Here is a 21,445-nt window from a genome sequence, read left to right on the forward strand (position 1 = left end):
GTCCCCTTGTCCCCTTGTCCCCTTGTCCCCTTGTCCCCTAATCACCAGTCCCCCAAGAGAGGTACAATTAATAGTCCCGATTGTTCTGCCCAGGAAAAAAGGTTCATGATTTCGAGTAACGACTTTCGACCCGGTGTATCAATTGTATTAGATGGAAGCGTATGGAAGGTTGTGGAATTCCTTCACGTTAAACCGGGAAAAGGTTCAGCTTTTGTAAGAACAAAGCTGAAAAATGCCCAGAATGGTAACGTTGTAGAACGTACTTTCCGGGCTGGGGAAACAGTACCCCAAGCTATTTTGGAAAAGAGTACGATGCAGCATACCTATAAAGACGGCAATGAATACGTTTTTATGGATATGGAAAGTTATGAAGAGGGTCGGCTTTCAGCTGAGCAAATTGGCGATCGCGTCAAATACCTGAAAGAAGGTATGGAAGTGAACGTCATTCGATGGAATAATCAAGATAAAAGTCAGGTAATAGACGTAGAATTACCCAATTCAGTTGTGTTGGAAGTAACACAAACCGATCCTGGTGTCAAGGGAGATACAGCTACTGGCGGTTCTAAACCTGCGATCGTCGAAACTGGCGCTCAGATCATGGTTCCTCTGTTTATCTCTGTAGGGGAACGGATTAAAATTGACACCCGTAACGATACTTACTTAGGTCGAGAAAATTAAATCAAGAATAATTAATTTGGGAGTTGGGATTTTTAGTTAATCCAAAATCCAAATTGATTCACCCAAAACAAACTTAACGGGGCTAAATAAACTGTGGAATTGGATTTTAAAGAACTCCGTGAGCTACTGACAGTTTTTAGTCAAACCGATGTCGCGGAGTTGACACTCAAGAGCGCCGATTTTGAACTATCGATGCGGAAAAGCATCGGTATCAGCGTTACTCAGGTGTCCCAGCCGAGTCATCAGGTACTAGCATCCCCGCAGATGATGCCAGCCGTCACAACAGGGGTGCCAAGTCCAACCAAAGAAATGCCAAATGGTGGGGTGAGTGAGGCTGTTTCAGCCACGCCAGCCTCACCAGCTGCTTCTGCGCCAGTGGATGCTAAGTTGGTGACAGTGAATTCACCGATGGTGGGAACGTTCTATCGCTCTCCGGCTCCAGGGGAAGCGGCTTTTGTGCAAGTGGGCGATCGCATTCGCACAGGGCAAACAGTCTGTATCATTGAAGCGATGAAATTAATGAATGAGATTGAAGCAGAAGTTTCCGGGCAGGTGATGCAAATTTTGGTGGAAAACGGAGAACCTGTAGAATATGGTCAACCACTAATTCGGATTAATCCTGATGGGTAACGCAAGAAGGCAGAAGGCTCCAAGGAAATAAGTCTCCTACCAGGCTGTTTCATTATAGTTATTTCTGCCACACTGCGCTGGTATCTATAGCAACCGCCAAGGCGTTTAAGCCAGGATGAAGGGCTAGAACCCTTGTTTTTAAAGCTTTTCCCTTCTGCCTTCTGCCTTCTGCTATAAAATCGGCAATCTAAAATCTAAAATCGATCGACGTATTGCCATAAAGAAAAGAACTGGTAAAATTTGGGGATCAGTCCCTCCAATGTAGTTCAATGAAACAAGCGCAACCTGTATCACAAGAAGTTGTGCAACAAGTAGCTGAATATTTCAGCATTTTGAGTGAGCCAATGCGTCTGCGGCTCTTAAATTTACTTCGCGACGGCGAAAAGTGTGTCCAAGAGTTGGTGGAAGCAACCCAAACTAGTCAGGCTAATGTTTCTAAACATCTCAAGGTGATGCTCCAAGCAGGCATTTTGAGCCGTCGCAGTGAAGGAACTTCCGCTTATTACAAGGTGGAAGATGAGTTAATTTTTGAGTTGTGTAATTTAGTATGCGATCGCTTGGCTACTCGAATTGAACAACAAGCTCGTCATTTTCGCGACTTTAGTTTGGCTAGTAAGGAATGAGGAACAGGAGAATTTTTGATTGGGGATTTTAGATTTAAGGGTTGTCAATACAATTTGTAATTTCAAATCTGCGATCGGTAATTCTCCCCTGTTTCCTTATTAGTTGAAAATTTGCCCTTCCCAGCACGACAATAGTTAACTTTTTTTAGAGGGGAAAGTCTTTCTGGAAACTTTCTCTGGTGATTGGTTGAGTAATTTCTAACCCTTCTCCACCCAAAGTTTCTAAGGGTTTTCCATTGACTGAGAGAAACACTTTGGCTTTCGGGTTTAAACTAGTGGCAGTGTAAATTACTTGTCCTAAGCGCCCAGTCATGGAAGCGGAACCTCCACCAGAAGTAAATTCTGGAGATAAATCAACCGTAATATTGTCTTTGTCTACTTTGATGCTTCGCAGTTTGGTTCCTTTGGGAATTGCCGATGTGGGTTGGTTAGTAGCAGAACTACTATTTGATTGAGCTAACAAACGGTTAAAACTTTGTTCTAAAATAGCGGCTTGGTTTGTGGCTTTTTGCTCGATAGCAACAGGACGAGCTACTAATTGGAATTTACCGTTTTTATCTTCTATTAAGTAGATTTCTGCTTTCGTTTCTGCTTTTGTGGTGGCGGTTGGTGTGTTTGGTTTTGGCGTTATGACAGGTTTGGTAGGTTGAGTTGTGGGAACGGTGGTTTCGGGAGTGTTAGGATTACAACTAGTCAAAACTGCCCCGCTAGTAATAGCTAGAAGTAGAATTGCGATCGCTCCCTTTGCGCCTAGAGAAAGTTGACGAATTGTTTGGCGCTGTTGCATATATTTTGTTTACTCCTTTGGTTTTACTTGTGATTGTGCTTGTGGTTGTACTTGCACAAAAGTAGCTATTTCCAATTTGTCTTGATTCACTTGAAAATCTAATATCCTGGCAGTAATTCCCGACTTTTCCAATTTTTTCAAATCTAGTTCATCAATAAAATTTTGCGCTAAAGCACTAATCAGAAATTCGGGAATAGTATTTTCATTAATTGAAACTGCGGGAGAAATTAATTCCAACTGATGTCCATTAACTATTCTTAATCCTGATTCGGCAATTACTGCTAACTTTTGTTCTGTGTTAGATTGCTCGGTTCCAGTTCCTTCTTTTTGCTGCAATTCTACTTGGAATCGCAAGCGATTTTCTGGCAAAAATTCAATTCGAGGATTAATAATTTCATAAGCTTGTATTTGTTGACCGCCCATATTACCTAAAAAGCGGCTACTTAATTCTTGTAATTGTTGGGAAATTTTGGGTGATTTCAAAAGGTTATTTACATCCTCTTGAGTTAATACTAATCGAAATGCGGCTTTCGCTGGTTGGCGTAAAGCTGCTAATGGCGATACTTTTCCTCCCCTCAGTCCTTGAAGGTCTACATTTACAGGGTCGGTATCTAATTCTAAAACAGCAATCCGGGCTTCTGGTGTTAACCAAAGTCCTCTTCCTGCAACTCTGACTCTTTGTACTTTACCCCCTATTAATTGATAGTTGGGAGCGTTATCAATGCGAACTTGTAATTGTTCTACTTTTTGAAATCTTTGGCGAATGGCATTTTCAGCAAAGCGATCGACAAATATGCCTACCGATCCAAGTACACCCAGCAATGCTGATAGAAATATGGTGACAAATTCCATAAGCTTAAAAAGATTTAAGTTAGTGTGTCCGTTGTAAACGCTTTAGCGTTTTACCGCCGAAGCCCTCACAACAGACTATTCAAGCATTTAAACTGGTATAACTCAACCGATCGCACTCAATTTTTCACTATTTCTGAATTTTTTCAGCAATCCACTGTTTCAGAGTAGAAACTACATCATCAATGGCGATTTCTTGAGATTGATGGGTAGCACGTTCAACGATTTCAACTTTACCATCTTTGAGCGATCGCCCAGTAACAATTCGGTAAGGAATACCAATTAAATCGGCATCTTTGAATTTTACCCCAGCACGTTCGTTGCGGTCATCTAAAATTGTTTCAATTCCCGCTTGATTGAGTTGATGATAAAGTTTTTCCCCTACTTCCATTTGTTGAGCATCTGCAACATTAGGAATAGAAATAATTGCGTGATAAGGTGCGATCGCCACAGGCCAAATTATCCCATCTTTGTCGTAAGATTGTTCTACTGCTGCTTGAGCTAATCGCGATACACCGACACCATAACAACCCATAATTAAAGGTATTTCTTCCCCTTGTTCATTAGTGTAGGTTGCGCCCATTGCTTTAGAATATTTTGTGCCTAATTGGAAGATGTGACCAACTTCAATTCCTCTAGCACTTTTTAAGGTTTGTTCGGGGTTGTGCTGGGCGCGATCGCCTGGTCTAGCTTTCCGTACATCTACTACTAATTCTGGTAACTTAAATTCAGAATTCCAGTTAGCACCAACAACGTGATAACCCGATTCATTCGCACCAGTGACAAAGTTTTTTAATTCAACAACTGTTTTGTCAACTAAGCGCACAAACTTAGAATTAACTTGTTTATTCGCCGCAATATATTCATCACCAATATCAGGAGCAATATAACCCAAAGGTAAAGCCTTCGCTGCCCATTTTTCCTGGTTTTCTGGATCAGGAACGGTTAGTGATAAAATAGTTTTACCGCCATATTTTTCTGCCAATTTAGTCAATTCATTAAGCAACTTGACTTCGTTAACTTCTTGATCGCCCCGAATATTTACTAATACCAAAACTGTCATACCATTATCATAAACAGCTTGGTAAAGTACATTTTTTACCACTTGAGTAGGCGAACATTTCAATAATTTGCAGAGTTTTTCAATCGTTTCAGTTCCCGGAGTTTCCTTTTTTTCAAAACTGGTAAAAGCAGAAGTTTCTGCATCAGCAGGTAAAGAAACAGCCTTTTCTACGTTCGCGGCGTACTTGCCATCTTCCGTATATAAAACCTCATCTTCTCCCGCTTCTGCTAACACCATAAACTCTTGAGAACCGGAACCTCCGATCGCACCAGAATCAGCATCTACCGCCCGAAAAGCTAACCCACTGCGCCGCAACATATTGCTGTAAGCTTGGTGCATATCTTGGAAAGTTTTCTTCAAACTTTCTTCATCAGCGTGGAAAGAATAACCATCTTTCATAATGAATTCTCTACCGCGCATTAAACCAAATCTAGGGCGAATTTCATCACGGAATTTAGTTTGAATTTGATACAAATGGAGAGGTAATTGCCGATATGAACGAATCATATCTTTAGCAACTGTAGTAATTACTTCTTCATGAGTTGGCCCTAAACCTAATTCGCGTTTTTGGCGATCGGTAAGCGCAAACATGATACCCTCAGCTTTAGTATAAGTATCCCATCGACCAGATTCTTTCCACAATTCCGAAGGTTGTAATTGTGGCAATAAACATTCTTGTGCACCTGTTGCATTCATTTCTTCACGCACAATTTGCGAAACCTTTTGCAACACGCGCCACATTAAGGGAAGATAAGCATAAATTCCGCTACCGATGCGACGAATATAACCTGCGCGGAGTAACAATTTATGGCTGGGAATTTCTGCTTCGGCTGGATCTTCCCGCAAGGTGACAAATAACATTTGAGAGAGTCGCATCGTCATGTTTCCTTTTCTGACTGAGATGATTGCTTTATCAGTCTAGAACATTACTTACCAAAGTTAATTGATTAGCTTATATGCCGACAAATTTTCACCCACAGCAGCCAGAATCTTCTGCAAATGACAAGAAAACCGATACGGAATCCCAACCTATTTTGACCAGTGACCAAGTAAAAGCTGGGACAAAGGTAATAATGACTCACGCTGAACGGCAAACTTATCTCAAAAAATCTGGTCTTGCGGAGTTGTTTGGCGTTGCTGATTTGTTACCCTAAGTGGGAAACTTTACCAAATAAAGGGAATAAATCTCGCAGTCGATCGCTTATACTCTTCATATTCTGGATACTTCACCACCATTTGCTGTTCTTTTTGCAACATTCTTTGAATATAAAGAATCGCGATCGATGCTGGAACTGAATAAGCCCAAATCGACCCAGCAACCACACTAAAACTAAGATACCTGAGAATATCTCCAAAGTAATTAATGTTGCGGGAAAATCGCCAAATGTTATCCTTAACTAATCCAGCTTCAAATTGTTTGGCTGTCATTTTCTGCACGTCAGCAGTAGCATTAATTAAACTACCAAAAATGTACAAAGGCAAAGCGATAGCTACTGTTGTCAAAGAAAGTGCCGTTGGATTGGTGAAAGCGAAATATCCCGGCATTGCATAGAAAATTCCCACAAATATCAACGCCGAAATAAAACCTATTAACCCAATTGGTTCATTAAACATCTGCCGTCTTTGGGGATAAAACCACTGTTCTAATAGCCACCAAGTACAATAACTAATATGCAAACATAGATAAAGTACTTGGCGGAAGTTCTGCACACCGAAAACAACAGCACAGCCAATAAAACAAATAACAGTTATCACTTTGGCTGTGTTAATTGCTGTCAATTGCGTAACTTTAGAGTTGACTAATTCCTCAGTGTTTTCCATTTTGTTCCTGATACTATATGAGCGTTACTTTTGCTAAGTTTATGAATTTTTCAAGAGTAACTAAACTCAACTTTCCTCTCACCCACCACTTCTGGCGCATTGACAACTAAACGTAAGTCATCACAATAAGCGGTTAACCAAGGTTGACCTAAATTTAAACTACCAAAAGGACTTTCTGTAGGTACTTGCAATTTCCCATTTACTAATCCCACACGATATGCAAATTCACCTTTGAATAACAGAAAATCCGAAATTGAAGAACCAAAAATTGGCAAAGCTAAAGAAACAGGCAATGCCAAACTAGGTTTAGTATAAGTAAGACTACAAAGTTCTTTATCTTCTTGTCTAACAATTACACTAGACTCTTCTTCGGTTAACCAAGTAAATTCTGCCAATTCTTTTGGCAATCCCCAAATTTCTCGACCACCAGCTACAGAGTCTGAATTATCTACATAAATGTGAGAAATCCAAGCACCAATTTTTCCGGCATAACTCACCATTCCGGCAACTACAATTAACTCGTTATATTGCAAAACTGAACCCAATTTATAGGAGGATAAATACACGCCTCCAATAGTTTTTCCCGGCCAAACCGAAAAAATTTCTAATTCTTGGGGAATTAATGGGCGCGATCGCTCAATATCTACCAACTGAACAGTTTGAACGGCATAACCTTTTAATGTCCAAGGTGCGGTCGGATAACTCATCTTTTTTGCTCTTACTAATTCATTTTCTCACAAACTATTAGTCAAAAGTATCTTTAGAAATTAACAATCTCTAACTTCGGACAGAGCCTACTTTCTCCAATTATTTTTACATTATTTAATAGATTTTTACATTAGTTCATAGTTTTTGGGAGTTTTCCAGATGCAAGACACCACCCAAGTCACACCAATTACCAATCCTCAAGAACGCAACGCCTGGAAAACAGGCTTTACTCCCCAAGCAGAAATTTGGAATGGTCGTTTAGCGATGATTGGCTTCGCAGCAGCCGTATTAATTGAACTATTTTCCCGCCAAGGACTTCTCCATTTCTGGGGTCTCATGTAAGGCAGAAGGACGGAGGAGATGGGGGGATAGGGAGATGGGGAGATTAGAGAGAAAATAATTAACTACCTCTTCTTCCCAGTCCCCAGTCGATGGCGGTCCCTAGTCCCCTAGTACCCACGCCTCTGCCAATAGTTGCATTTTCGCCAAGCATCAGTTACATTAATTTACAGGACTTAACAAAACTTCATTGACGGAGTTGGGACTATGCAAGGTGAAAATCGCAACGATGTTAAATTCGGCTTTACACCTCAAGCTGAAAATTGGAACGGTCGGTTAGCAATGATTGGTTTTATTGCTGCCGTCATTACTGAGCTAGTTTCCGGCCAAGGTGTTCTGCATTTCTTAGGTTTGCTGTAATTTTAATATTCTTTTTTTTACCTCTGACAATCTGAAACGAACTGTTTATAGGGAGTGAAAATCTCCCTATTTTTTTGGCATAAACAAAAGCTCCAATAGCGATCGCTACTGGAAGCCGATTAATTAAAGTATGGTAACTTTTTGCTAGCGAATATATTCTTTCAGAATACTGTTGCGATTAGGATGACGCAGCTTCCGCAACGCCTTAGCCTCAATCTGACGAATTCGTTCGCGAGTCACGTTGAAAATTTGCCCGATTTCTTCGAGAGTCTTCATTCTGCCATCATCCAAACCATAACGCAGACGTAAAACATCGCGTTCCCTTGGAGAGAGGGTATCTAAAACACTTTCCAAATCTTCGCGCAGCAAATTCTTAGAAACTTGGTCTTCTGGAGTTTCGCCATCCGACTCAATAAAATCCCCCAATCGAGAATCTTCTTCTTTACCGATGGGGGTTTCTAAGGAAATAGGTAATTGAGCAGATTTAGCAATGAATCGCAGCTTCTCAATGGTCATTTCCATACGAGTAGCAATTTCCTCTTCTGTAGGTTTGCGACCCATTTCTTGAGACAACAATTTGGTAGTTTTCTTAATGCGGGAAATGGTTTCGTACAAGTGAACAGGCAAGCGAATGGTACGAGATTGATCGGCAATTGCTCTAGTAATTGCCTGACGAATCCACCAAGTCGCATAAGTAGAGAACTTATAGCCTTTTTCGTGATCGAATTTTTCAGCTGCCCGAATTAAACCTAAGCTACCTTCCTGAATTAAATCTTGGAAAGACAGCCCCCGATTCATGTATTTTTTAGCGATCGAAACTACTAAACGTAGGTTGGACTGCACCATTTTGTCCTTCGCACGTCGCCCCAAATGGAGGCGATGACGGAACGCAGGCAACTGCATATCTACCGCCGCCGCCCACTCTCGATCGTGGGGGTCGCGGTCTAACTGATCGCAAAGACTCTCTCGAATCCGTTCTAATTCCAACAAATCAGCAATTTTTCTTGCCAATTCGATTTCTTCATCCGCCCGCAACAGTCTAATTCGACCAATTTCTTGCAAATACAGGCGAATAGAGTCTTCTGTATAATGCTTTTTCTTAGTTTGCGCTCGACGACGGTTTGAGCGTACCTTACCAGGCTTTCCATCGTCTTCTTCCGGGGACACATCTTCTAAAAACTCGTCTTGATCTGCTTCTTCTTCCTCTAAGAATGCTAATTCTTCAAGAGAGGGGGGTTGCAGGTTTTCAAGTACGTTGTTAGCCTGGGTCATGCCGCGTTCCTCATGCTCCTTTGGGTTAACAAAATCAACAACTAGACATCATGATGCAATCAATCTCCCAACATATTAACCAGTAAAAGACTAAACAAGCATTAAAAGCTTAATTATTAAGTAACTGGTTAGGGGAAAAACACTGTGCTTCGCAGTTAAAACTTCAGAGTTTCTGGGAAGCTTAAGTGACTGAATTTATTGTTGGGTTTTGTCAAGATCTTTACGATTGTAGCCTTTCTCACAAAAATTGCCAGCAGTTTTTGCTTTTATCTATACAGTTTTTCGATGTCTCCATTCAACTGGAAAAATATGGAAAATTTATTCTTGCATCGGCTTTTGCCCAAAGATGCTAAACATCGAAATTCTTCTGCAAGTTAGGGTATAATTTGACCTGCTTCTTTGCTGGACAGAGAGTTCAGGTGAACTTTCCCCACAAAATTTTAGACAATAGGCTGGAGGATAACCAATTGGTTTTTATCCTCAGAGTTGCGAATAAGCCTACGTAAAGTATTGCACCCATATTCAGCTAGTTTAGTTGAACTAATTTGGTAGTTTCTGTTGCCATTGGTCATGTTAGACGATTTTGCTGTATCTTGTGGTTTTTCAGATTATTTGGTTGCTAATGATTCCTGATTTAAGTGGAATCTGGTTTAACGAGTTTTTCGTCTCACCTAAGTTTAGCTACCACAGTAGCCACAGAAGCTTAGTACCACAGGAGTGACTTAGGGTATACTGATATCCTTAATTGGAGTAACAGAAACTCTGTTTACATTTTAAAGTACTAACTTTCAGCCGTATTGGTCTTGACAAATGACTAAACTACACTCTGTCATTCTAATTAACTCTTATGTCAAATGACAGCTAGTAGGGCAAATAAATTTACCAGAACTTTACAATTCTCCGATCGCACGCTGTAATTTTGTGAATATTCGTTAACATTGAACTTAATTAAACTACTTGGTTTAGTTGCCAAAGCTGCTCCACTGTAACAAATTTAAAGCCCCGTTGAAGCAATTTTTTCACAATAAGGTCTGTGGATTGGGCGACATCCGCGCCACCAAACAGTCCATCATGTAACACAATCAACGAACCATTTCGGACTTGAGATAATACTCTTTGTACTACAATAGCGACTCCAGGTAGTACCCAATCTTCAGGGACTACACTCCACATTACTGGGCGATAATTCCAACTTTGTAAAGATTTCAAAATCTGGGGTGTAAAAACACCATTGGGAGGGCGAACATCTCTCATAGAGGTTTGAACGTAGTCCAAATCTAACTGACAAGCTTGAGCGATCGCTAACTGTGTCTTTGCCAAGTTCTGCTTTAAAATTGGCGCAGTGAAGCTAGTAAACATCTGGTGATTATACCCATGTAAACCTACCCAATGTCCTCGCTGATAAACTGCTTTCGCTACCTCTGGCGACCTTTCCACACAAACACCCAACCAGAAAAAACTGGCAGGAATCTCATACTTGTCTAAAACTTCCAATAGCTGAGGCGTATATTGCGGATGGGGACCATCATCAAAAGTTAAAGCCACAATCGGTTCTTTTACACTTCCCGACCACAGACAAGAGGGAAAAGTAGGTTGCAGAATGTGATACAAAATCGGAAAAACAGGAGCCAGCTGCATTAAACAAGATCAAACAACACCTATGTTTAAATTAGCAAGAAAAATTCTGGTTTTGGGAAAGGCAGAAGGCAGAAGGGAAGTTTTAAGTTTTGAGTTTTGAATTAAAGAGAAAGTTAGGGGTGTTTAGAGTTATTTAATTTCCCCTTGTCACCTTGTCCCCTTGTCACCTTGTCCCCTTGTCACCTTGTCCCCTTGTCCCCTTGCCCCTATGCACCTCTGCTCCCCTGCTCCCCTGCACCTCTGCCTTCACTTCATGTCGTTTTACAACTGGCATTGAGAAAGGGGCGGTAGCTTCACCCAATTGGGGATAATTTTCTAATAATCTTAAGCCTTCGAGAATGGCATCACGAACTATTAGTTCTTGTTCCTGATTCAACATGAGGCGGAAGTAATCAGCAATCCAGATTTTATTGGTAGAGTCAAATTGTTTGACGGAACTGGTTAAATAGCGAACGGCAATTAAACGTTTTAGAGGGTCGGCATCGGTTAAATCTGCTACCATTTGGTCAAGCTTGGGTTGGTCTGGTTTTGTTTGCTGGGCGAGGATTTGCCAAACCAGTATTCCTAAAATTGCTAGGGTGCCTAGAGATTGGAGCAATATACCAAGTGTAATCCAAGAGCTTTGAGTATCTGCACCGATCGCGATCGCCAAATAACTGCACAGCGTAGCAAATCCACCACTAATTACCGCTACTGCCAACTGACGATTTGCACCTGTCAATAATCGCTGCAAGTTCGACCAATAAGGCTGCCAATTGCCTGATTGTAGCCGATAAACTAACCACATCGTTACCACGCCGATGCTGGTTGCCAGGAACAACTTCCTGTCGCTAAATATAATCGTCATTGCCGCAATCAAACCTAACAGCAAGTATCTCGAACTACTTGACTGTTTACGAGACAAGTATTTAAAAGTTCTACTTTGGCTTTTAAACTCCAGAAACAACGAGTTGGGGAGTTGATTAACCACTTCTTGCCACCAAGAGGAAGCCTGTGCCACCTTGCTTACCTGCCAGATAATATTTCTTGTGATGTGGAGAATCAGTCCACACCGACTATAGAAACAATAGCATTTCTCAGGATAATTTCAGCAGCTAACAACCCAAGTCGAGACAAGGGAACAGTAATATTTGTTTCCCGTTTTCTTCTCTGAGCAAATTTTATCGCTGTCTTACCGATCGCTATTTCTGCTACAGTCGGAACTTAAAGTCATCCAAAATAAATTGACCATCAAAAGCACAGTAGGTAACTCGACAGATATCTGCTCCGGTAACAGTAAGTAATATATTAGGTGAAATTGAAGAGTCAGAACCAGCTAAATTTGGCTCAGAAATTTCTACTTCTTTGAGCAGTTGATTATCTTGGTTATAAGCTGCTAATACCAACTTCTGAGAAGTAGTGATAAAAGCACTCACAGATTTAACAGGCTGGTGAAATAAAGCTTCTAGCCATCCACTCTTCGGTGCTCCCATTAACACTGTGCTGCCTGAGTGTGCTGGAAAAGCTGGGTTAGAGGGACGAATAGCTATGCAATTATTAAATGTTACACCCCATTTTTGAAATTGGCGATCGACAACTTCAAAACACATCAGGTCTTCAAAATTCAGGTTAACTTGCGCGGGACTTTTCACAATACAATCAGGTGCAAATGTTTCTTGATGCCGTTCCGTAGTTGCAACATGAATTGGTACATCAGTCCTTTCATCTATAAGCAGTTCTATTGCCGCAGATATGTCCAACTCGCCCTGTTCAATATCAGATTCCTTGACCATGACGCTATTTAATGTCATTTTATTCCACCTGTGTGAGTAATGAATCAATTTAGTTGGCGCTGTTAACTCAGAAGTGAGATTGTTGGGGGATTTATAATTAATTCAATTAGCAGTAATTTCAGTCAATAAGTTTTCTTTATTCACCGCCAATTTACTTACACATTTGTACATAAAAATTTGAGAAAATCTAACAAACTTACACATAAGTTATTTGTTGGGTTCTCATTTTAGATTTCTGAGTTAAGACAGATAAGACTCTATACTTCATTATTCTTTAAGATTATCATGAAATCAACTTTTCACAGTGGTAGAGTCGATCGAGGCAGTAATCGGTAAATCTCTTTTGCTGCAAGCATTTAACATCTCTAATTTCTCCATCCTTCGCCCAAAAATTTTACAGAAAATTTACAGAAAGCTTAGTTACAAGGCAATTCCTTTGAAAAAATTTCAGAAAAGTCAGGGAGAAATATAATTGCGGTGGTTGGTGGTGCGATCGGAAATTTCCACTACGATTAGGGAAAGGGTTAATCATTCACAATTCTCTGTCAAACTGAAATTAGCGGAAAAACACAAGATTAGGACTTACGCAAAATAACCAAAAATCAATGATTGTAGGGGCGGGTTTTGAAGTTGAATTATCTGTGAAATACTTAATTTATCGGCTCTCACCCGCCCCTACACCTCTGATTGGCTGCGTAAGTCCTAAAGAATAAAACAATCGGAAACAGGAGGTGCTTTCATGTTTTTGCCACTAGGGTTTGAGCTACGTTCAGTAATGACTTCTCTGGGAAAAATGGTTTACTACACAGCAGAAGGAGAATTATGGCAAACCAAGGATACAGATGTGACAGAAGACTTACCCAGCCTCTTATTTTTGCATGGCTTTGGCGGCGGTTCATCTGCTTATGAGTGGTCTAAAGTATATCCTGCTTTTGCAGATGAATACCGAATTGTAGCACCAGATTTAATTGGTTGGGGTTACTCCCACCATCCACAACGGAATTACCAGATTGATGATTATTTACAGAATATTACTGAGTTTATTGAAAAAACTTGTACCGAACCTGTAGCAGTAGTTGCGTCTTCTTTAACTGCTGGTTTGCTCATTCGCTTGGCTGTGGTAAATCCCCATTTATTTAAGTGCTTGATTTTGATTGCACCATCGGGATTAGCAGATTTTGGCGAAAATTCAGTCAGTAATTTTTTTACTCAACTGATAAGTATACCGGGAGTAAACAGTTTAATTTACAACCTTGGTATTGCTAACAAAAGTGCCATTCGTTCATTTTTAGAAGAACGGCAATTTGCTAATAGTAATCGCGTTTCTGAAGAAATTGTCGAAGCTTATGCAGAATCAGCTTCTCAACCAAATGCGGAATATGCAGCACTGTCTTTTGTGCGGGGGGATTTATCGTTCGATTTATCTTTGTATATTTCGCAATTAAACATACCAACGACTTTTATTTGGGGACAAGAATCTCAGTTTACTAAGCCAGAAATGGGCAAAAGATTAGCTGATTTAAATCCGCAGTCAGTGCGTTATTTTGAACAGTTAGAAAATGTAGGTTTAACTCCACAATTAGAAGTTCCAGCAGTGACAATTGGGTTAATTCGCAAATTTCTGAGATTACTTAATGGCAATTAACCATCAGGTCTGTTGTGACGACTTCAGTCGTTGTTCATGTCTGTTGTGACGACTTCAGTCGTTGTTCATGTCTGTTCTAAGAGAAGGACTGAAGTCCTCACAACAAACACATTAACTGAGAGCTTTTTCTAAAATTAGTTTAGAACGTTTTACTGGTTCAGGAACTATTACTGGATAATTACCCGTAAAGCAAGCAGAACAGAAATTATTGGGGTTTTCTCCAGTAGCTTTGAGCATTCCTTCCCAGCTGAGATAAGCTAAAGAATCAACCTCAATTTGTTTGGCAATTTCCGCTATTGATTTAGTTGCTGCAATCAATTGGTCTTGATTATCTGTATCAATGCCATAAAAACAAGGATGAGTTACTGGGGGTGAAGAAATTCTCATGTGAACTTCTATTGCACCAGCATCTCTTAAAGTTTTAACTATTTTCCGGCTAGTGGTTCCCCTGACTATGGAATCATCGACAATTACCACTCGTTTCCCATACAAAACATCTTTGAGGGGATTAAGTTTCATGCGAATTCCAGTTTCTCGCATTTTTTGGGTTGGTTGAATGAAGGTACGACCTACGTAGCGGTTTTTAATCAAACCTTCAGCATAAGGAATTCCCGAACCTTGGGAAAAACCAATGGCGGCGGGAACGCCAGAGTCTGGTACTCCAATCACAATATCTGCATCTACGGCTGATTCTGCTGCTAATATTCTGCCAATCCGCATCCGATAACTGTATAAAGTTTCACCGGACATGATGCTATCTGGTCTGGCAAAGTAAATCATTTCAAAGATACAAAGTTTGGGTTGGGGTTGTTTTGTCCAGTGGAAGGATGCCAAACCTGCTTCCGTAATCCAAACTAATTCTCCAGGTTCGACATCGCGCAAGTATTCTGCACCAATAATGTCTAATCCGCAGGTTTCTGAGGCGAGAACGTAGCGCACTGGGTCACTGGGCAAAGTGCCAATTACTAAGGGACGAATGCCGTTAGGGTCACGGACACCCATGATTCCTTGGGGGGTGCCAATTACTAAGCTAAAGGCTCCTTGGCATTGATGAAAAGCTCGGATTGCGCCTTCTAACCAGTCGTATCCTTCGTTGATTTCTTCTGCGATCGCATGAGCAATCATTTCCGAATCAGTTGTGGTAAGTAAGTTACAGTCCCTTTCTAGTAATCTTTCCCGTAAAATCGTTGTATTGACAAGATTACCATTATGTGCTAAAGCGAGCTTTCCTAAACGAGTATCTACAACTGCTGGTTGAGCATTGACCACCCGACTGGAACCTGTTGTCGAGTAGCGTGTGTGACCGACCGCTAAAGTACCAGGCAGTTCATTCAGAATTGTTTCACTGAAGACTTGAGAAACCAACCCCATCTCTTTATGTAGATGCACTTGTTCGCCGTCAAAAGTGGCAATTCCTGCTGATTCTTGACCTCGATGTTGCAAAGCATACAGCCCAAAGTAAGTAAGTTTGGCGACATCTTCTTCTGGGGCGTAGATGCCAAAAACGCCACAAGCTTCTTCGGGCTTATCTGGACGATTTTGATTGATGTCAGCAGGATACTCTTCAGAGTCTAGGGAATGGTTGGGAATCATGCTACGGTTTGGCTCCTAAGTTTGAGATACAGAATCAGATAGAGGCGATGAAAGCAAAAAATTTAACGAGAGTTAACTTAACTTAATATCTTCTTAACAATAGCATTGTTAAAAGATGATAGCTTTAGCAAAGTGAACTCAGCTGCTAAAAGTAGTTTTGCCGGAAATTATTCCGCTAATTTTGCTCACGCATTGTTTTCTGGTAGTTTCAGGCTCGATAGGAATCAGACAAGAAAGGCTTTTGCCAGTTGAGTAAGACTTGTTGACTAAACTGCTAGACGACGTTCAATTGCATGGGAATAGCGATCGCCTGCCACTGCAATGCTAACGTCAATTAATGGGGTATTGTCAGATGTGAGAATCCGTAAATTGTGATTGGTTTTTCCCACCCTGCCAATCTTTTGCCAATTTGAGCCTAATGCTTCATGTAAATATGATTCCCAAATTTCGGTCCGATCTTGCAAGACCGAAACTAAAATTCTCGCACCACCTTCACCAAACAGAAGATTATCCCAACGCTGATTTTGTTCCGCAGAAACTCCTAAATTAATTTCCGCGCCTAAGTTACCACTGATGCAAGCTTCCCCCAACGCAACAGCTAAACCTCCCTCCGCACAATCATGGGCAGAACGTACCCAACCTTTACTAATACCTTCTCGACAAGCAGCTTGCACAATCCGTTCCAAATCATAATCTACTTCTGGGGGTTTACCAGCAACAATACCGTGAATTGCTGCCAAATATTCCGAAGCACCCAGAACGATTTTAGATTTTGGATTTTCGATTTTGGATTCTATTGGTAATCCCAAAACATAGATAACATCGCCTTCACTTTGCCAACCTTGACCGCAAATTTTAGTAAGATCGGAAATTATTCCCACCATTCCGATTACTGGAGTTGGGTAAATAGGTTGGGGATTTCCTTCACTATCTAAAGTTTCATTGTAAAGCGAAACATTCCCGCCAGTTACAGGCGTTTTAAACTCTTTACAAGCTTCGGCAATGCCTCGACAAGCTTCTGCTAATTGCCAATAACCCACAGGTTTTTCGGGACTACCAAAATTCAGGTTATCAGTAACAGCAACAGGTTCTGCACCAACACAACTCAAATTTCTCGCTGCTTCGGCAACAACTGCTTTTGCACCTTCGTAAGGATTAAGGTAAACGTAACGGGAATTACAGTCAACTGTTGCCGCTACACCTTTATTTAAAACTGCCGGATTTACCTCACCTTCTAAAGGACGAACTCTAACAACTGCGGCATCTGCGCCACCAGGGAACAAAACTGTATTGTTCTGCACTTGATGATCGTATTGGCGATAAACCCAACGTTTTGAAGCAATAGAAGGAGTATCTAACAAAGTCAAAAGGACATCATTCCAAGTTTGGAATTTGCCAGAAATTTCAATTCCTTGACTTGTAGAAACCGGGAGAGAGTCTGGGTTCCATTCCCAAGCTTTTTGCACATATTCTGGGGGTTCCGGTAACAATCCTCGGTGATAAATTGGCGTGTTATCTGCCAAAGCTGTCGCTGGAATTTCCGCGGCAACTTTCCCTTGAAACAGAATTCTCACAATAGGTTCTTCGATTACTGTTCCGGCAACAACTGCTTGTAAACCCCAACGATGAAAGATATCTATTAATTCTTGTTCCCTGCCTTTGTGTGCAACAAATAACATTCTTTCTTGGGATTCAGATAATAGATATTCGTAGGGAATCATGCCTGTTTCCCGCACGGGAATTTTATCTAAATCTAATTCAATGCCTACCCCACCTTTAGCTGCCATTTCGGAAGTTGAACAGGTGATTCCGGCTGCACCCATATCTTGTGCGGCGACAACTGCACCTGTTTTGAATGCTTCTAAACAAGCTTCTATTAAAGATTTTTCCATGAATGGGTCGCCTACTTGCACGGCTGGTCGATCGTCCATTGAAGCATCACTCAGTTCCGCGCTGGCAAAACTCGCGCCTCCCATGCCATCCCGTCCAGTCGTAGAACCAACATATAACACGGGATTGCCAATGCCGTTTGCACCAGATTTAACAATTTCGGGAGTTTCCATTAATCCCATTGCCATTGCATTGACTAAGGGATTTCCCGAATAAGCAGGGTCAAAGTAAACTTCGCCACCAATGGTGGGTACTCCGACGCAATTATGAGTGACAATGCCAGAAGTAGTGACAAAAAGGTGAGTGTTGTCTACTTCAACATCATAGACATCGCATTCCTCAACCGAGTGAGTTTCGATGCTTTTAATTTTGACAACTGCTACATCATTTGATGATTGGCGAAAACGAGGGAAAGAGTACTTTGTTCCGTTGTCGCGAGTTAAAGCTGTAGCTAACTCGACGGTACGTTCTTCACTAAAAACAACTTCCTGCTTTTCCAGATTCAGAAATTTTGTCAGTACAGGTATTTCATCACCAATGCTTAATGATTGTGCTGGAAGAATATCCCAATTACCGTTACGCTGGATGAAGCTAGGATGATCAGGCGTTACCGTAATCTTACTGTCTAAACTTGTCTTGATAGTTACTAACTTATTAGTACGTCTTTTGAAGATGCGGCGTACTGGTTGCCAACAACTTTCTAAGGTGTCGGGATCTACGGAAAGGGTTTCAACTGAGTTGTTAGTATCTAATTCTGCGGTAGTTTTGCCTGCTGGTAAGCGTGATTCAACAAAGTTACCGATCGTATCAAAATGTACTCCATCTTTGTCACGCCAGATAAATGTTTCGTCTGCGACTAGGCAGTTACCATAGTGTGCTATACCTGCGACTACGCCGCTAAATATTCTCCGAGTCTTGGCATCTTCTAAGGAACCGAAGCGGAGGGAGTTTAATACGGCTATGGGACGCGCACCCATTGTAAAGATATCACGGAGAATGCCGCCAACGCCTGTGGCTGCGCCTTGGAAGGGTTCGACGGCGGAGGGGTGGTTGTGGGATTCGATTTTAAAGGCTAGTCTTTGTCCGTCGCCTAAGTCTACTACTCCGGCGTTTTCTCCTGGGCCGACGAGGATACGATCGCCACTTGTGGGAAACTGTTTCAGTAAGGGTCGGGAATTCTTGTAACAACAGTGTTCTGACCACATTACGCCGAACATTCCTAACTCTGCTTTGTTAGGATGGCGACCTAGACGGTTAACTATTTCTTGGTATTCTTCGGGTTTTAGACCTTCGGAGGCGATTTCTTCAGGAGAAAAGGGTGTGTTAGTAGACATGGAACCTTGCACAGTAGGCACAGGTTATAATTTTATCGATTGATTGCACCGATTAGCCGTTTAAATTAGAAAAATTTTAGCAATTTTCAACTTATCTTTAGAGAATTTTGCTGTTTAAGACAGTTTTTCTTTTTTTATGCGACGATTTGAAAACTTTAGTAAAAAATCCCGATAATCGTAACTTTATTCTGTAGAATAGTTTAGGTTTTTATCGCCTAAGTGTGATGTTTCCTCTTCGCAATCTGATTAATCGTAGAGTTATAGCTGGCATCGTGGCATCAGTGTTAACGGTATCTGTGGCATTGATTGTCAAGTCTAATTTGCCAACAGAGGCGCGTTCTAGGGTTTATAACACTGAACGAATCAGTCAGCGATCGCCAACGAAGCAGAAATACCGCACTAATTATCGCACTCCTGCAAGTAAACAAACTAATTTAGTAGTCAGGCAAGTGCCATCGAATAGTAAATATATCATAGTCAATAAGCGATCGCAGTTCAAAAATCGTTTAGGAAATAGAGCTAATAAATCTGGAAATTCAGTAGCACAAATAGACAATAATATAAGAAGAGTTCCGATAAGAAATTATTCGACTCCGGTAACTAATAGGTTTGGTGCTACAGGCGTTAGACCATCTTCGACATTATGGCGAGCGGAAATTAAAAGAAGATATGGAATTGGAAATTATCCAACTCCGGTTACTAATAGATTTAACAGATATAGCAATTCTGGACGCAAATTTGCCAGTGAACGTTGGCGTGCTGCAATTAAAAGAACTTATGACATAGACAGTGCTCCCACTCCAGTAACTAATCGATTTGGTGCAACTGGAAGCAGACCTTCTAGTGAGTTGTGGAGAGCAGAAATTAAACGTAGATATGGAATTGGAAATGTGATTAGACAACCTTTGGATTAGCCACGATCAATTTAGGTTGGGTGATGTTTTTTATTCGTTGGCGATTGTTAAAACTCGACGTTCTGCTTCTTCAAGTAATGTTATGTCTTGTTGCTCAGTTTCCATTGTTTTCCGATAGCTAGGTTTCTTGTAAAACGTTGTGGATTAGTTCTGCTGCTAGTTCTAGCTTATCGCGATCGATCAAAGCTTCCAGGTCAATGGTAACGACTGACTTGCGTTTGGGGATAGGTGCCGATGGCGGTGTTGTGGTTAATTGTAAGCTTTCGTAAAAATAATCAAACCATTGTTCGTAGAGCCGAAGCAATAGCCAGAGCAGCTGTTCAACGCAGTTTTGACAGTGACATTTTAGTTAATGACGCTTCTGTTATGGTTACTTGTGACAATAATGGTTTAATGGCACCAATTATCTCTGTAAAAGTCAGTCGTTCTCAATGGAGTAATACACCAAATATTCAACGATCGCCAAGGAATTTACTAATCAATGAAAAGTGCGATCGCAGTTTTGTTAATCAAGAAATGGAAAAGCGATCGCATTTTTATTTGCTATTTAATGAAATAGCGATCGCCAAGGAATTTACTAATCAATGAAAAGTGCGATCGCGTCAGCGTGCCGTAGGCATATCGCTCAATTTTGCCCTACGTATTGAAGGCTTTTAGATAGTGATCGATATCACAGGTTAAAGATGATTATGATCGCTATAAAAGCTTTTTTGAACAGCCATACTACAAACAACTGAACTCTAGCCGAGTCATCGACAGGGAACACACAACCAGCCGACAGTAGAAACAAGTAACTGTCGGTTTTTTATTGTCAATATTTTTCCGTAAATTAACTAAGTTATTAAGAATAAAATTTCCCCACCTTTTGTCAGCGTTCTAACATTTTTGAAGCTAGGAAACACCAACAAGGGTGGGGAAACAGATTAAAATTAACAGAGTCGGGTCTTACTTTCAACGCTAAGGTTGAAGATTAAGACATCCCCTGAATGAGGTAATCAAAGTAAGGTGTAGCTTCGGCAGCTTCGGCTTCGCTCAAAAGTGCTAAGGAAGCTTTTTTGAGACAACGAATGGCTTCTGCCATGCCAGGAACGGGTACACCCAGAGAGTTGTACATTTCGCGTGCGCCAATTAAACCAATTTTTTCAATTGGTTCTTTGTCACCAGCGAGAATACCATAAGTAACTAGGCGTAAGTACCAGCCATAGTCTCGCAGACAGAGGGCGCGTTCGCGTTGTCCGTAGGCATTGCCACCGGGCGCAATGAAGTCAGGACGTTTCTGCCATAGTTGTTTGCTGGCTTCTTGAACAATCTTTTTTTCATTTTCGGCTAGGGTAGCGGCAATGTTTGTCCGCATTAAGCCTGTTTGAAAAAACTCTTTGATTGCAGACAGTTCCCCGGTGCTGGGATAACGAAGTTCGTCGTCGGCTTTGAGAATAACTTGGCTTACTACACTCATGATTTATTAGAAGGTCTGAGGATACCATTTCGTAGTTTACCGATATGAAGGGACGCAAGGGAATGGGGAGATG

The 21,445-nt window shown here is 41.1% G+C and carries 21 protein-coding genes; 9 read left to right on the forward strand and 12 right to left on the reverse strand.

The window, feature by feature from the left end:
- Positions 1-105: 105 nt before the first annotated feature.
- The 3 genes from efp to IQ264_RS23860 all read left to right on the forward strand — a co-directional run bounded on the left by efp (position 106) and on the right by IQ264_RS23860 (position 1,931).
- Positions 106-678: an elongation factor P gene (gene efp / locus IQ264_RS23850; RefSeq protein WP_193983566.1), complete on the forward strand. Its 573-nt coding sequence runs from the start codon at positions 106-108 to the stop codon at positions 676-678.
- A 93-nt stretch (positions 679-771) separates the two neighbouring features.
- The gene (accB, locus tag IQ264_RS23855; protein ID WP_193983568.1) at positions 772-1,308 is read left to right on the forward strand and encodes an acetyl-CoA carboxylase biotin carboxyl carrier protein; all 537 of its coding nucleotides are present in this window, start codon (positions 772-774) and stop codon (positions 1,306-1,308) included.
- A 269-nt stretch (positions 1,309-1,577) separates the two neighbouring features.
- Entirely contained in the window at positions 1,578-1,931 is a 354-nt protein-coding gene (locus IQ264_RS23860) for an ArsR/SmtB family transcription factor (RefSeq protein WP_193983570.1), read from the forward strand.
- Between the two features lie 145 nt (positions 1,932-2,076).
- Here the strand turns inward: IQ264_RS23860 and IQ264_RS23865 are convergent, their stop codons facing one another.
- From IQ264_RS23865 to proS, 3 genes are all read right to left on the reverse strand, one after another.
- The gene (locus IQ264_RS23865; protein ID WP_193983572.1) at positions 2,077-2,718 is read right to left on the reverse strand and encodes a GerMN domain-containing protein; all 642 of its coding nucleotides are present in this window, start codon (positions 2,716-2,718) and stop codon (positions 2,077-2,079) included.
- A 9-nt stretch (positions 2,719-2,727) separates the two neighbouring features.
- Positions 2,728-3,570, reverse strand: coding sequence for a DUF2993 domain-containing protein (locus tag IQ264_RS23870; RefSeq protein ID WP_193983574.1), 843 nt, complete (start codon positions 3,568-3,570; stop codon positions 2,728-2,730).
- Positions 3,571-3,697: 127 nt separating this feature from the next.
- Positions 3,698-5,506: a proline--tRNA ligase gene (proS, locus tag IQ264_RS23875; protein ID WP_193983576.1), complete on the reverse strand. Its 1,809-nt coding sequence runs from the start codon at positions 5,504-5,506 to the stop codon at positions 3,698-3,700.
- Positions 5,507-5,586: 80 nt separating this feature from the next.
- Between proS and IQ264_RS23880 the strand changes: the two genes are divergently transcribed.
- Positions 5,587-5,784 (forward strand): hypothetical protein, encoded by a 198-nt coding sequence (locus IQ264_RS23880; protein WP_193983578.1) that lies wholly within the window; start codon positions 5,587-5,589, stop codon positions 5,782-5,784.
- Positions 5,785-5,794: 10 nt separating this feature from the next.
- Here the strand turns inward: IQ264_RS23880 and IQ264_RS23885 are convergent, their stop codons facing one another.
- Both IQ264_RS23885 and IQ264_RS23890 read right to left on the reverse strand, forming a co-directional pair.
- Complete coding sequence (locus IQ264_RS23885; RefSeq protein ID WP_193983580.1) at positions 5,795-6,451, reverse strand: DUF1295 domain-containing protein; 657 nt, start codon at positions 6,449-6,451, stop codon at positions 5,795-5,797.
- Positions 6,452-6,501: 50 nt separating this feature from the next.
- Positions 6,502-7,158, reverse strand: coding sequence for an acetoacetate decarboxylase family protein (locus IQ264_RS23890; RefSeq protein ID WP_193983582.1), 657 nt, complete (start codon positions 7,156-7,158; stop codon positions 6,502-6,504).
- A 160-nt stretch (positions 7,159-7,318) separates the two neighbouring features.
- Between IQ264_RS23890 and IQ264_RS23895 the strand changes: the two genes are divergently transcribed.
- Positions 7,319-7,501 (forward strand): chlorophyll a/b-binding protein, encoded by a 183-nt coding sequence (locus IQ264_RS23895; protein WP_193983584.1) that lies wholly within the window; start codon positions 7,319-7,321, stop codon positions 7,499-7,501.
- Between the two features lie 204 nt (positions 7,502-7,705).
- Entirely contained in the window at positions 7,706-7,858 is a 153-nt protein-coding gene (locus IQ264_RS23900; RefSeq protein ID WP_073592551.1) for a chlorophyll a/b-binding protein, read from the forward strand.
- Positions 7,859-8,002: 144 nt separating this feature from the next.
- On the opposite strand, the gene rpoD is transcribed toward IQ264_RS23900, so the two are convergent.
- The 4 genes from rpoD to IQ264_RS23920 all read right to left on the reverse strand — a co-directional run bounded on the left by rpoD (position 8,003) and on the right by IQ264_RS23920 (position 12,558).
- On the reverse strand, positions 8,003-9,130 hold the full coding sequence (gene rpoD / locus IQ264_RS23905; protein ID WP_193983586.1) for an RNA polymerase sigma factor RpoD: 1,128 nt from the start codon (positions 9,128-9,130) through the stop codon (positions 8,003-8,005).
- Positions 9,131-10,078: 948 nt separating this feature from the next.
- Positions 10,079-10,768, reverse strand: a complete 690-nt coding sequence (locus IQ264_RS23910; protein ID WP_193983588.1) for a polysaccharide deacetylase family protein — start codon at positions 10,766-10,768, stop codon at positions 10,079-10,081.
- A 163-nt stretch (positions 10,769-10,931) separates the two neighbouring features.
- On the reverse strand, positions 10,932-11,768 hold the full coding sequence (locus tag IQ264_RS23915) for a hypothetical protein (RefSeq protein ID WP_193983590.1): 837 nt from the start codon (positions 11,766-11,768) through the stop codon (positions 10,932-10,934).
- Between the two features lie 190 nt (positions 11,769-11,958).
- Positions 11,959-12,558 (reverse strand): hypothetical protein, encoded by a 600-nt coding sequence (locus tag IQ264_RS23920; RefSeq protein ID WP_193983592.1) that lies wholly within the window; start codon positions 12,556-12,558, stop codon positions 11,959-11,961.
- A 721-nt stretch (positions 12,559-13,279) separates the two neighbouring features.
- Between IQ264_RS23920 and IQ264_RS23925 the strand changes: the two genes are divergently transcribed.
- Positions 13,280-14,185 (forward strand): alpha/beta fold hydrolase, encoded by a 906-nt coding sequence (locus IQ264_RS23925; protein WP_193983594.1) that lies wholly within the window; start codon positions 13,280-13,282, stop codon positions 14,183-14,185.
- A 111-nt stretch (positions 14,186-14,296) separates the two neighbouring features.
- Here the strand turns inward: IQ264_RS23925 and purF are convergent, their stop codons facing one another.
- Positions 14,297-15,778, reverse strand: a complete 1,482-nt coding sequence (gene purF, locus IQ264_RS23930; RefSeq protein WP_193983596.1) for an amidophosphoribosyltransferase — start codon at positions 15,776-15,778, stop codon at positions 14,297-14,299.
- A gap of 266 nt (positions 15,779-16,044) precedes the next feature.
- On the reverse strand, positions 16,045-19,002 hold the full coding sequence (gene purL / locus IQ264_RS23935; RefSeq protein ID WP_193983598.1) for a phosphoribosylformylglycinamidine synthase subunit PurL: 2,958 nt from the start codon (positions 19,000-19,002) through the stop codon (positions 16,045-16,047).
- A 272-nt stretch (positions 19,003-19,274) separates the two neighbouring features.
- Between purL and IQ264_RS23940 the strand changes: the two genes are divergently transcribed.
- The gene (locus IQ264_RS23940) at positions 19,275-19,916 is read left to right on the forward strand and encodes a hypothetical protein (RefSeq protein ID WP_193983600.1); all 642 of its coding nucleotides are present in this window, start codon (positions 19,275-19,277) and stop codon (positions 19,914-19,916) included.
- Positions 19,917-20,150: 234 nt separating this feature from the next.
- A complete protein-coding gene (locus tag IQ264_RS23945; RefSeq protein ID WP_193983601.1) occupies positions 20,151-20,504 on the forward strand; it encodes a hypothetical protein in 354 nt (117 codons plus the stop codon).
- A 382-nt stretch (positions 20,505-20,886) separates the two neighbouring features.
- Here IQ264_RS23945 and apcD read toward each other — a convergent pair whose 3' ends face one another.
- A complete protein-coding gene (gene apcD / locus IQ264_RS23950) occupies positions 20,887-21,372 on the reverse strand; it encodes an allophycocyanin subunit alpha-B (protein WP_193983603.1) in 486 nt (161 codons plus the stop codon).
- Between the last annotated feature and the right edge of the window lie 73 nt (positions 21,373-21,445).

The organism is [Phormidium] sp. LEGE 05292 (assembly GCF_015207735.1).
In the GTDB taxonomy this organism is placed as follows: domain Bacteria; phylum Cyanobacteriota; class Cyanobacteriia; order Cyanobacteriales; family Aerosakkonemataceae; genus Floridanema.